9 protein-coding genes are annotated in these 12549 nt (G+C 67.8%); all 9 read left to right on the top strand.

Annotated elements, in window-relative coordinates; all coding sequences use genetic code 11:
- Nucleotides 1–82: 82 nt before the first annotated feature.
- A complete protein-coding gene (locus EA346_RS14090) occupies nucleotides 83–1750 on the top strand; it encodes an iron ABC transporter permease (protein WP_296759703.1) in 1668 nt (555 codons plus the stop codon).
- On the top strand, nucleotides 1747–2844 hold the full coding sequence (locus EA346_RS14085; RefSeq protein WP_296759660.1) for an ABC transporter ATP-binding protein: 1098 nt from the start codon (nucleotides 1747–1749) through the stop codon (nucleotides 2842–2844). Before EA346_RS14090 ends, EA346_RS14085 begins: the two co-directional genes overlap by 4 nt.
- Nucleotides 2845–2851: 7 nt before the next feature.
- Nucleotides 2852–3358 carry a RimK/LysX family protein gene (locus EA346_RS14080; RefSeq protein ID WP_296759658.1) on the top strand — a complete coding sequence of 169 codons (507 nt, stop codon included), beginning with the start codon at nucleotides 2852–2854 and terminating at the stop codon, nucleotides 3356–3358.
- 216 nt (nucleotides 3359–3574) lie between these two features.
- Nucleotides 3575–5353, top strand: a complete 1779-nt coding sequence (locus EA346_RS14075) for an autotransporter assembly complex family protein (RefSeq protein WP_296759656.1) — start codon at nucleotides 3575–3577, stop codon at nucleotides 5351–5353.
- A complete protein-coding gene (locus EA346_RS14070; RefSeq protein ID WP_296759655.1) occupies nucleotides 5353–9474 on the top strand; it encodes a translocation/assembly module TamB domain-containing protein in 4122 nt (1373 codons plus the stop codon). The genes EA346_RS14075 and EA346_RS14070 overlap by 1 nt, the downstream gene beginning before the upstream one ends.
- A 171-nt stretch (nucleotides 9475–9645) precedes the next feature.
- Nucleotides 9646–9969, top strand: a complete 324-nt coding sequence (locus tag EA346_RS14065) for a hypothetical protein (RefSeq protein WP_296759653.1) — start codon at nucleotides 9646–9648, stop codon at nucleotides 9967–9969.
- The gene (locus EA346_RS14060) at nucleotides 9962–11104 is read left to right on the top strand and encodes an FtsX-like permease family protein (RefSeq protein ID WP_296759651.1); all 1143 of its coding nucleotides are present in this window, start codon (nucleotides 9962–9964) and stop codon (nucleotides 11102–11104) included. Before EA346_RS14065 ends, EA346_RS14060 begins: the two co-directional genes overlap by 8 nt.
- Nucleotides 11101–11811 (top strand): ABC transporter ATP-binding protein, encoded by a 711-nt coding sequence (locus EA346_RS14055; protein WP_296759649.1) that lies wholly within the window; start codon nucleotides 11101–11103, stop codon nucleotides 11809–11811. The genes EA346_RS14060 and EA346_RS14055 overlap by 4 nt, the downstream gene beginning before the upstream one ends.
- The coding region (locus EA346_RS14050; RefSeq protein WP_296759648.1) for a hypothetical protein at nucleotides 11808–12549 on the top strand (742 nt) is incomplete at its 3' end. The genes EA346_RS14055 and EA346_RS14050, both read left to right, overlap by 4 nt.

Below are 12549 nucleotides of genomic sequence, written 5' to 3'. Positions count from 1 at the left end.
CCCCACGCTGCCGCAACCCGCTCGGCCAACCCGGCGGCGCCCGGTATCGCGCCCGAACCTCTGGCAGATCACCTCGGTCACCGTGGCCCTGATACTGGCCCTTCCGGTGCTGGTGATCTTCGGGCATGTCTTCCTGCCGACGGGCGATGTCTGGCAGCACCTGCGCGAAACCATGCTCGGGGAGTACGTCACCAATTCCCTGCTGTTGCTGTTCGGGGTCGGGGTGGGCGTGCTGGTGATCGGCGTGCCGGTGGCATGGCTGGTCAGTGTCTGCGAGTTCCCGGGTCGAAGGATCTTCCAGTGGGCACTGATGCTGCCACTGGCGATGCCCGCCTATATCATCGCCTATACCTACACCGGCATGCTCGACTTCACCGGGCCGGTGCAGGTGCTGATCCGCGACCTGACGGGACTCGGCTTTGGCCAGTACTGGTTCCCGGAGATCCGCTCGCTCACCGGGGCGATGCTGATGCTGACCCTGGTCCTTTACCCCTACGTGTATCTCCTCACGCGCGCGGCATTCCTCGAGCAGTCGGTCTGCGTGCTCGAGGTCTCGCGCACGCTGGGCAGCGGTCCTTACGCGGGCTTCTTCCGCGTGGCCCTGCCGCTGGCGCGCCCCGCGGTGATCGCGGGACTCACCCTGGCGCTGATGGAGGTGCTGGCCGATTACGGCACGGTGGCCTATTTCGGCATCGCGACCTTTACCACTGGTATCTTCCGGACCTGGTACGGCCTGGCCGATCCCGCTGCGGCGGCCCAGCTGGCCGCCGTGCTGCTGAGCTTCGTCTTCGTGCTGATCCTGCTCGAACGCTGGTCGCGCGTGCGCGCGCGCTTTCATCACACCAGTTCGCGCTACTCGAACCTGCCCCGGTACCAGCTCCGCGGCTGGAAGGCCACCGCGGCCGTGGCCGCCTGTCTGCTGCCGATCCTGTTCGGCTTCCTGATCCCGGCGGTGCAGCTGTCGATCTGGGCCGCGCAGACCACCAGCCACTGGGTCAACCCGGCCTTCGCCCAGCTGGTCTTCAACACCTTCTACCTCGCAGCCCTGGCCGCGGTCATCGCGGTGGCGCTCGCGCTGATCCTTGCCTACGCGCGGCGCATGCAGGGTGGCTTCATCACCGGACTGGCGGTACGCGTTGCCGGGCTGGGCTACGCCGTACCGGGGACCGTGATCGCGATCGGGGTGATGTTGCCGTTCGCATGGTTCGACAACACCCTGGACGCCTTCATGCGCGCCCAGTTCGGGATCTCCACCGGGCTCCTGCTGTCGGGAACGCTGGCTGCGCTGCTGTTCGCCTATGCGGTGCGCTTCCTTGCTGTATCCCTGCAGACGGTGGAGGCCGGGCTGGGCAAGATCAAGCCGAGCATGGACGATGCCGCCCGCTCCCTGGGCATGCGCCCGCTGGGTACACTGACCCGGGTCCACCTGCCGATCATGCGCGGAACATTGCTGACCGCGCTGCTGCTGGTCTTCGTCGACGTGCTCAAGGAACTTCCGGCCACCCTGATCCTGCGCCCCTTTGATTTCAACACTCTGGCCGTGCGTGCCTTCGAACTGGCTGGAGACGAACGTCTCGCCGAATCCTCCAGTGCGGCGCTCGCCATCGTGCTGGTCGGGCTGCTTCCGGTTATCCTCCTCAGTCTGACGATTGAGCGCTCCCGTCCGGGCCAGCGGCAACGGATGCAAAACCGCGGCGAAGCCCGGCAAAACGAACCCCTGGCCGTACCGGCCGGCACACAGACAGCATGACGATCAAGAAGACGGAACCTGTTCACGCTGCGGAGGTGGTCCTGGACGACGTCGACGTCGGCTACTCGGGCCAGCGCGTGGTGCACGCGATCTCGCTGGATCTCCCGCGGGGTCAGATCGGCTGCCTCCTGGGACCCTCCGGCTGCGGCAAGACCACCCTGCTGCGGGCGATCGCGGGCTTCGAGGGCGTGATGCGTGGCGAGATCCGCCTGAACGACGAGACCGTCAGCCGGCCCGGCTACACGCTGGCACCGGAGAAGCGCAACGTGGGCATGGTGTTCCAGGATTTCGCGCTGTTTCCGCACCTGGACGTGGCCGGCAATATCGCCTTCGGGATCCGCCGCTGGAACCGCGGCGACCGGGACCGGCGGGTCAAAGAACTCCTGCGCCTGATCGGGCTCTCCGGTTACGAACGAGCCTACCCGCATGCGCTCTCCGGCGGCCAGCAACAGCGCATCGCGCTGGCCCGGGCCCTGTCGCCGAAGCCGCAACTCCTGCTGCTGGACGAGCCCTTTTCCAGCATGGACGTGGAACTGCGCACGGACCTGGCCCGCGAGGTCCGTGCGATTCTCCGCGCCGAGGGCACGACCGGCATGCTGGTCACACACGACCAGAACGAGGCGTTCGCCTTTGCCGACTGCATCGCCGTACTGAACAACGGCCGGCTGTGCCAGTGGGATACGGCATACCACCTGTACCACAAGCCCGCAGACCGCTTCGTCGCCGACTTCGTGGGCGAGGGCACGATCATCCCCGGGCGGGTTTGCGAGGACGACTGTGTCGAAACCGCACTGGGCAAGATCCGCGGGCCGCTCTCCAGCCGCTTCGTCCCCGGCACCCCGGTGGACGTCCTGGTGCGGCCGGACGACGTGGAACTGGATCTCGCCAATGGTGAGATCCAGGCCGAGGTCACCGCCAAGGCTTTTCGCGGCGCCGATTTCCTCTACGCGCTCAGGCTGCCGGACGACACCGAGATCCTCTGCGTGGCGCCGAGTCACGACAACTTCATCATTTCGGATCACGTGCGACTGCGCCTGAACTTCTCTCACCTCGTGGTCTTCCCCCGGGGCGACAGTGGCGCCTCACCGCGCTGACCCCGTCATGCAGGCAACGCATTCCCAAGGCGGCCAACGCATCGTCGGGTGGCGCGAGTGGCTCGCGCTGCCCGAACTGGGGATCAGGCGCCTCCAGTGCAAGATCGACACGGGCGCCCGCACTTCCGCGCTGCACGCCCTGGATCTCGAGACATTCACCCAGGCAGGTCGTCCGCATGTGCGTTTTCGCCTCTACCCACTGCATGGTGACGTGCGCACCTCCATCGCCTGCTCAGCCGCCGTCAGCGACCAGCGCCAGATCCGCAGCTCCAACGGCCAGCTCGAGCGCCGTTACGTGATCTTGACTCCGATGATTCTCGGGCAGGTGCGGCAGGAGATCGAGATCACCCTGGCGGACCGCGGACCGATGCGTTTCGGCATGCTGCTGGGGCGCCAGTCCCTGATCGACGGCAATTGGCTGGTCGATCCGGCCCGAGCCTTCGTGAACGACCGCCCCGCGGTCGCCAGGAGCCCCGGGGCCGGACCCCGGGTTCGGACCGTCGGTCAAGGATGAATCAACCGCGGCTGCGCGAACTCTCTGCCGCATTTTTCGGTCCGGTTATACTGGGCATCAGCCGACAGCGAATCCCGACCGACCCGCTGCCAGCACGTGAACCCGAAGAACCGGGGCCACGGACGGACGCACGCCCGGTCCCCGCCCCCCGCGGACGAGCCCAACGAACCACCGGCCTGGAACTCGCGGCCTCTACACTCAATACCATGGGTTGCAATGACGCGTCTCGACCACCATCGGCAGGCTAGGCGATTACCGGGAAACCGCTCCGCCCTCCTGCTCTGGGCGGCGCTGGTTGCGCCGCTCCTGCTGCTCCCCGCCCATGCAGACGAAGCCCCGAAACTCCAGATCCAGGGCGGAACCTCCGAGCAGCGGCAGAATATCCGCGCCTTCGTACCGATGACACGGTACGTCTGCGAACTTCCCGCATTCCGTGAACGCAACATCCTGCGCACCACCAACGACCGTGTGCATCAGGCCCTGCGCGCGCTGGGCCATTACCAGCCCGAGGTCGGCGTCGAGATCGTGCGCACCGAGACCTGCTGGAACCTCGACGTGACCGTTGATCCGGGACCGGTTGCCCGTATCGCCGAGGTCGACGTGCAGGTGACGGGAGAAGGCGCCGACGATCCTGCCCTTGTCGCGGTGATCTCGGACCCGGGGATCGCCGTCGGCGATCCCCTTCGCCACGACGTCTACGACGGCCTGCGCACCCGCCTGGTCCGAGTCGCGACCGACCGCGGCTACTTCGAGGCCGAACTCACCAAGAGCCAGCTGCTGGTTGATCCAGGCGCGAACGAGGCACGGATCACCCTGCACATGGACAGCGGCCGCCGCTTCCGCTTCGGCGCGGTGACACTCGAGCAGGACATCCTCAGAGAGGACTTCGTCGCACGACTGATCCCGTTCGAGCGCGGCGACCCCTACACGTCGGGACAGCTGATCCGGTTGCAGCGCAACCTGAGGGACAGCGGCTACTTCCAGGCGGTTCGCGTGCGGCCTCGTATCGACGAAGTGGTCGATGGTGAGATACCCATCCTCGCCGAGATCGAGCCGCGGAAGCGCACCGCCTACGAGGCTCGACTCGGTTACTCCACCGACATGGGGCCGCGACTCGGCCTGGGCATCGACCGCCGCTATGCAAACCGGCGCGGACACCGCTACAACACGGAACTCGAGCTCTCGGACAAGCGCTCTGGAATCGGTTTCAACTACGACATTCCGCTGGCCGACCCCCTGAGCGACACGCTCAGCCTTTTCACCTCCTACCGCACGGAGGACACCGGGACCAGCCAGTCGGACCGCTTCCAGATCGGCGCCAGCCGGGTTCAGCGACATCCCTCGGGCTGGACGACCACGCAGGGCCTCCGCTATGAGTACGAAGACTTCACCGTCGGCGAGGTGAGCGACATCTCGAGGTTGCTGATTCCGTCCTATCGGATCACCCGCACCGAGTCCGACGACCTGCTCTATCCGCGTAACGGGTATCGCCTCGACCTGCTGGGTCAGGGCGCAGCGGAAGAGCTGGGTTCCAGTTTCACCTTCGTGCAGACGCGGGCCAACGCAAAGTTCATCACCGGGCTCGGCACAGGGAGGTTGATCCTGCGCGGTGAAGCCGGCCTCACCGGCAACGCAAGCGTGGAGGAACTGCCCAGTTCGCTGCGCTTCTTCGCCGGTGGCGACATCAGCGTCCGTGGGTTCGGATTCCAGCAGCTGGGTCCGCTTGACGACGAAGGCAACGTCATCGGCGGCAGACACCTGCTGGTGGGCAGTGTCGAATACGATCACCCGATCGGCCAGGGAAACTGGGGTGCCGCGGTCTTTCTCGACGCCGGCAACGCCTTCAACGACTTCGACGACTACGATCTGAAGGGCAGTGGCGGTGTCGGCATCCGCTGGCGGTCGCCGGTAGGCCCCATTCGCCTGGATCTCGCCCACGCTCCGGACTCCAAGGACAGTTTCCGGATTCACTTCACGATGGGCCCCGACCTGTGATGCGCCTGATCCGAGTCCTGCTGGGCATCCTGGGCGGGATCCTGATCCTGGTCCTGCTGGCGCTGGCCGGTGCCGTCGCGCTGATCGTCACCGAAGACGGTACCCGCTGGCTGGTTGCCCAGGCCGAACGGCACGCCCCGGTGGCGCTTCAGGTCGAACAGGTGGACGGAACCCTGTTTCGGGGGCTGTCGCTGACCGGTCTGCAACTGGGTATCGACGAAACCCACGTACAGCTGGACGAAATGCAGATTCACGTCGACGCCGCGTCCCTGCTGAAGCTCACGCTGAAAATCCGCAACCTGGCGCTCGCGGGCGTGACAGTCGACCTGCCTGCGCCCGACCCGCGGCCACCAGAGCCCACCCCAGCGCTGGAACTTCCCGACGCGATCACGCTTCCGCTCCGGGTGGTGCTCGAGCGTTTCAGCCTGAAGGACCTGCACCTGCGGCAGGCAGGCGCAACGCTGTTCCAGCTGGATCGCCTCGCTCTGCGGCTGGAGGCCGGACCGGAGCACGTGCGCGTGGCCGACCTGGAATTCGCGATACCCGAGGCCGAGGCATGGCTGGATGTCGAACTGCAGCCGGCCGGCGCCTATCCGCTACGGCTGGATGGGCGCTGGCGGTTCGCGCTACCCGAGGGAGCCGCGCAGGGCCTGGAGACAACCCATGCCGAGGGCGAGCTGACGGTGGAAGGGGAACTGCAGGGACAGCTGCAGCTCCGGCATCGCCTGCAGGCCGGCGTGGAAATGGACACCCGGCTGGTTGCGCAGGCGCTGTTCAGCACCCCGCAGATCAGCCTCGACAATCGCTGGGCGGCCTTCCGCTACCGACTTGATCCGGAGACCCTCGCCGAGATCGGCGCGGGCGAACTGCATCTGCAGGGCACGCTGGAGGACTGGACGGGGCGGATCGCAACGGCGGCGCAGCTGACCGGACTGCCCGAGGCCACTCTGGCGGGGCAATTCAGCGGCTCGATGAAGCATGCGGACATCAGCGAGTTGCGCCTGAGCAGCGAGGCCGGCCAGGTCGACCTCCAGGGGCGGGTGGGCATGGACGACGCCCTGACCTGGGATCTGCAGGCCGGGATCCGGGAGTTCTCGACCCTGGCGCTGGGACTCGAACTCGACGCCGCCATCGACACGCTGCAGGTGATCAGCACCGGCTCCCTGCCGCAAACGGAGGAGACGGGCCTGGAGGACCTGCTCCTCGCGATGACTGCTGCAGTCGAAATCCGGGAGCTGCGCGGTCGCGTGGAGCAACAGGAACTGGAGGGCTCCGGCCGGGCACGGGTACAGGACGGGTCCGTGCGTATCGACGACATGCTGGTCCGTCTGGGACCTCGGGGTACGATCCAGCTCGACGGCGAGGCCGACCTGGGCGCGGAGATTCCCTTCCGGCTGACCCTCGCCGCCGACGCGATGGACTTCGGTTTCCTGGTCCCGGACAGGCAGGTCGCGCTGGACCGGCTTCGGCTCGGCGCAGTAGGCCGATTTGGTCTGGAAACCGGAACCCTCGCCGCGGATGTCGACCTCTCCGAGCTCGCGGCCAGGGTCGACGGTCAGGAAGTCTCGGCACGCGCCGGACTGGGGCTCACGGAGGTGCAGGCCGATATCCGGAGCCTCGATGTCTTCCTTCCCGGCGATGGCCGGCTCTCGGCAACCGGGCAGGTCGCTTACGGTGCAGGGATCGAATGGGAACTCGACCTGTCCGGTCAGGGGATCGATCCGGGAGTATTCCTGCCGGACCTCGCAGGGAATCTGGCGCTGGAACTGGGCAGCCGGGGCGCGCTGCCGCCCGGGGAAGAACTGCGTGCCGAGGTGGACCTGCGCGAGCTGCGCGGAGTACTGCGCGGCCAGCCAGTGGAGGGTGTCGCAGGCGTCGCGATCGCCGGCCACCGGATCCAGGTCGACCGGCTCGATCTCAGCATGGGCGCCAACCGGCTCAACGCCAGCGGCAGAGTCGACGACGTACTGGACCTGGACCTGACCCTGGATGCGCCGGAACTCGATCGCATCCTGCCCGCGCTCGCGGGACGGATCCGGCTCGACGCGAATCTCGGCGGCACGATGGCGAGTCCCCGGATCACTGCACGCGGCCAGGGAGCCGGGCTGCGCTACGAGGACCTCGGACTGGATGACCTGAGCCTCGAACTCGACGCAGGCCTCGATCCGGAGGCCCCCGCCGAACTGGCGCTGAGGCTGTCGGGTATCCGGGCCGGCCCGCAGCACATCAACGAAATCCGCGCTGGCGTGGAGGGGAGAGCCTCTGCGCACCGGCTGACACTCGCCGTGGATGCCGCCGACCTGGGCCGCCTGCGCCTGGAAGCATCGGGGGGCTACGCACTGGACCAGACACGCTGGACCGGGAGACTCGAGCGCCTGGACCTCGAACAGCCGATGGCCGGCGACTGGTCCCTGCGCCAACCGGTCGCAGTCAGTGCCAGCCCCGACCGGGCCAATCTCGGCGACCTCTGTCTGGACCGGGAGCAGGCGAGTCTCTGCCTCAGCGGCAACTGGGACCCGGCAGCGGGCAGCCAGGGCCAGGCGTCCCTCGATGCTCTGGACCTCTCGTGGCTGGCGCCGATACTGCCGCCGGATACCGGGATCGAAGGCGAACTCAACGCACGCCTTCGGGCCTCCCTGGACCCAGCCGGCCGACTGCGCGCAGAGATGACCGTCCCGCCGGCTGCCGGCCAGTTCCTGTTCGAGCTGGCCGATGGGACTCCGCAGAGCATCCCCTATCGCGACCTACGGCTGACCGTCCAGGTCGATGACCGTTCCCTGGAGGCCGACGCAGGCCTGTCCTTCCTCGACGAAGGTGAAGCAAGCGCCTCGGCCCGTGTGCGCCCTGAGGGCGACAGCTACCGTGTCGATGGCGAGATCCGGGCGGGCCTGGAGAGTCTCGAATGGGTCAGCGCGTTCTCGCCGGAGATCCAGGACGTGCACGGACGCCTGCGGGCCGACCTGGTTCTCGGTGGCCTGCTGAACGCGCCGTTGCTCGAAGGCAGCATCCGGCTCGAGGAGGCTGGTGTGAAGATTCCCGTGGCAGGCCTGGCACTGGAGGTGCCGCTGCTGCTGGCCGAAGTGGTGTCCGCCGAGGAGATGCGCCTCAGCGGCGAACTGCGCTCGGGCGGCGAATCGCTGCAGCTCGAGGGGGAACTGCTGTTCGCAGACCAGCGTCCACAGGCCGAGATCCGTATCCGCGGTGAGCGGTTTCTGGCCGTGGATCGCCCCGACATCAGGGCCCGGATCAGTCCGGACCTGAGCGTGAACTTTCGTCCCGAGCGGCTGACGGTGCGTGGAGAGATTCTGGTGCCCTCCGCCCTGATCCGTCCACCGGACCTGCCCCCGGGCTCCGTCACCGTTTCGCGTGACGAGGTGGTCGTCGGTGAGGAGCCAGATCCGGATCCGGCGCTGCCAATGGACATCCGGGTGCGCATCATCCTTGGCGACGACGTACGCTTCGATGGCTTCGATCTGGAGGCCCGCTTCACCGGCGACCTGGACCTGGTCGACCTGCCAGGACGGCCGCTGCAGATCTTCGGGGACGTGGAGATTCCGGAGGGCAGCTATCAGGCCTATGGCCAGGACCTGACGCTGGATCGCGGCATCGTGACCTTCCAGGGACCGGTGGAAACTCCGGCGCTGGACCTGCGGGCGGTGCGCAGGGTGCCCGCTCACGACGTGGTCGTGGGAGTCGAGATCGGCGGTACCCCCGATGAATTGCAGTCCCAGATCTTCTCGGAGCCACCCATGGACGATACCGAGGCGCTGTCCTTCCTGCTCACCGGGCGTCCGCTTGCCGGCGCTTCCGAGGCCGAGGGTAACCTCCTGGCCAACGCAGCGACCGCGTGGGGCCTCGAACAGGCCGGGCTGATCACGCAGCGCCTCGGTAGCGAACTCGGGCTGGATGTTGAAATCGACGCCGATGCCGGCCTGGAGCAGACCGCCCTGACGATTGGGACGTATCTCTCACCGCGCTTGCTGCTTCGTTACAGCGTCGGCCTGTTCGACGGCAGCGCCAGGGTCATGCTCCGTTACGAACTGACCCGCTCACTGAGCGTGGAAACCACCTCTGGCGCCGATGGGCAGGGCGTCGACCTCATCTACCGCATCGAACGCTGAGAGGGCCGGCCGCCTCCCCCGCGCAGCTGCGCTGCATTTGCAGCACTCTGGGCCAAACCGCGCAGACTCGTTCCATGCTTCCGCGCCGCCAGCGGCGCGCTGGCTGGGTGGCGACCCATGGCACGAAGGATGCAGTGCCCAGGGGGAACTCGATTCAGGGGACCCCAGCGGTTGGCATCTGACGAAGCGGTACCCACAGCGCGGCTTCGCGCCGGAGACCTCGCACTATTCCTGCTGCTGCTCGGCCTGCTGGCGCTGGGCGGCTCACTGCTGCACCCGATCCTGGACCGGGCAGGCGCCCACCAGCGCAGCGAACCGGCACGCCAGCTGGCGCAGGAACTGGGGCTGACCGGGCTCGCGCTGTTCACCGAGGCGCGCTACACGCGACACCCGGAACTGTCCGACCGGCACACGCCGTTCCAGAACCACCCGCTGACTCTCGAGCACTTTCCTTCCGGAACATTGGTCCCGCCCCCGCGGCATCTGCATGACTGAATGGCGGCCAGCCCTGGCGCGTCAGCGCTACCTGCTCGACTTCACCGTCGCCGCGATGAGGCGGCGTCGAGCCCGCAACCTGGGGCTGCTGGTGGTCTATGGGGGCATGGTCTTCCTGCTGGCCTCCGTGCTCTTCTACACCGGCGCCCTGAAGCACGAGGCCGGGCTGCTGCTGGCCGAGGCTCCGGAGATCGTGGTGCAGCGCATGGTCGCCGGCCGGCACGACCTGGTTCCGGAAACCCACGCCGAAACGCTGCGCGGCATCCGGGGAGTGCGGGGAGTACAGGGCCGCCTTTGGGGCTATCACTACGACCCGGTGGTACGCGCCAACTACACGCTGCTCGTGCCACCGGCGGATGACATCGCCCCGGGGACCGCGGTGATCGGCCCTGCACTGGCACGCGCCCGGGGCGCCGGAATCGGCGACGTGCTGAGCTTCCGTGGCTACGACGGAGCCTTGCGGGCCTTCCAAATCCAGGCGGTGCTGCCGCAGGACTCCGGGCTGGTGAGCGCCGACCTGTTCCTGGTCGCGGAACCCGACTTCCGTGCGCTGTTCGGCGTCCCCGCCGGGCAGTACACCGACCTGGCGCTGCGCATCCCAAATCCGCGCGAGATTCAGACCGTCGCCGAAAAGGTGCTGGAGGCGGCGCCGGACAGCCGACCGATCCTGCGCGAGGAGATGCTCCGCACCTACGATGCGGTGTTCGACTGGCGCTCGGCACTGGTGCTGCTGCCGCTGTCCGGCGCGCTGCTGGCCTTCGCGATCCTCGCGTGGGAGAAGGCCTCGGGCCTGTCGGCGGACGAGCGCCGCGAAATCGGCATCCTGAAGGCCGTCGGCTGGGAGACCGGCGACGTGCTCGCGATGAAACTCTGGGAGGGCGGATTACTGTCGCTGCTCGCGTTCCTGTTCGGCACTGCTGCGGCCTACTGGCACGTCTTCGGCCTGTCCGCGCCGCTGCTGGCTCCGGTGATGAAAGGCTGGTCCGTGCTCTACCCCGACTTCCGGCTGACCCCCGCAATCGACGCCACGCAACTGCTCGCGCTGTTCTTCCTGACCGTACTGCCCTATCTCGCCGCCACCCTGGTGCCGGTGTGGCGCGCCGCGGTCACCGACCCCGACGAGGTGATGCGGTGAACGCGCGGGTCGAACTGTGGGGCGTGCGCAAGGCCTTCCAGGAGGATCACCCCAACGTCTTTTGGGCGGTCGACGGGATCGACCTGGCCCTGCCGGCCGGCGGCGTAACGGTGCTGGCCGGGCCCAGCGGCTCGGGCAAGACCACGCTGCTGACCCTGATCGGTTGCCTCGCACGACCGACCGAAGGCCGCGTGCGTCTGGACGGCCGCGACATCTCCGGCCTGCCGGAGCCCTTCCTCGCGGCGCTGCGCCGTCAGACCTTCGGCTTCGTGTTCCAGCGCTTCAACCTGATCCGGGGCCTGACGGTCCTCGACAACGTGATGCTGCCCGCCTACCCGCTGGGCCCGTCCCACCGTGCCCTGACCCGCCGGGCCACCGCACTGCTGGTAAGGCTGGGGATCGGTCACCGGGCCGGCGCGCTCGTCGAATCCCTGTCGGGCGGCGAGGCCCAACGCACCGCGATCGCCCGCGCATTGATCAACGACCCCTCCGTACTGATCGCCGACGAACCCACCGCGAACCTGGACACTGCGCTTTCGCTCGCTTTCCTCGACATCGTCTCGGATCTTCGTGCGGAAGGCCGCACCCTGCTGCTCAGCAGCCACGACCCGCTGGTGCGCGAGGCATCTGTCGTCGACCGGGTAGTCGAGCTGCGCGACGGGCGGGTGGTCGCCGACCATGAGACCCGGGCGGAGCCTGCGGGATGATGGTACAGACGCCGATTCTCGCGCTGTTCATGGCCGACCTGCTCGGTCTGCTGCTGCTGATCCCCGCGGGGCTGTTCGCGCTGCAGGTGCTGCGCCACTGGGACCCGTCGAGTGGCCACGCACGCCAGCTGCGCCTGGAGAAGCGGACCCACCTGGTCGCCGCCGCGCTCGGGCTCGTGTTCGTCGTGCAACTGCTCGCGCTCCCGCTGTTCGTTCACGCCGTGGATCGCATGGCGCTGCAGATCGTCGGTGCGATGTGCGCGGTGGGGACGCTGAACGCGAACCCCTGGGGCCTGCCGGCGCTGCTGCTGCGCATCAGCCTGTTCTTTCTCGCCGCCGCCTGGCTGCTGATGCACCGGATCGACAAGCGCGCACCCGACTACCCGCTGATCCGCGCGAAATACGGGCTGGTGCTGCTCATCGTGCCGCTGGCCGCGCTGACCGCCGGCATCCAGCTCGCCTTTTTCCTGCAACTGGACCCCGACGTGATCACCTCTTGCTGCGGCAGCCTGTTCAGCCAGGGGAGCGAGTCGGTGGCCGCGCACATGGCCGGACTCCCCGCGCTGCCGACGATGATCGCGCTGTACGGCACGCTCGGCCTCGCGCTGGCCGCCGCAGCGGTGTACCTGCGCTGGCGCCGGGGCCTGCTGCTGTTCGGGATCCTCGCGACGCTGAGCTTCCCGGTCGCGATCGCCGCGATCGTCGCCTTCCTGTCGCTGTACGTGTACGAACACCCGC

Source organism: Thioalkalivibrio sp. (assembly GCF_007692535.1).
In the GTDB taxonomy this organism is placed as follows: Bacteria; Pseudomonadota; Gammaproteobacteria; order Ectothiorhodospirales; family Ectothiorhodospiraceae; genus Thioalkalivibrio.
Note: the sequence above shows the minus strand (reverse complement) of the source record. Positions and strands in the feature narration are given on the sequence as shown.

Excerpts from the sequence above, each read along its gene's own strand:
- EA346_RS14085 (WP_296759660.1), top strand. The coding sequence starts at position 1,747 with ATGACGATCAAGAAGACGGAACCTGTTCACGCTGCGGAGGTGGTCCTG.
- EA346_RS14080 (WP_296759658.1), top strand. The coding sequence starts at position 2,852 with ATGCAGGCAACGCATTCCCAAGGCGGCCAACGCATCGTCGGGTGGCGC.
- EA346_RS14075 (WP_296759656.1), top strand. The coding sequence starts at position 3,575 with ATGACGCGTCTCGACCACCATCGGCAGGCTAGGCGATTACCGGGAAAC.
- EA346_RS14070 (WP_296759655.1), top strand. The coding sequence starts at position 5,353 with ATGCGCCTGATCCGAGTCCTGCTGGGCATCCTGGGCGGGATCCTGATC.
- EA346_RS14060 (WP_296759651.1), top strand. The coding sequence starts at position 9,962 with ATGACTGAATGGCGGCCAGCCCTGGCGCGTCAGCGCTACCTGCTCGAC.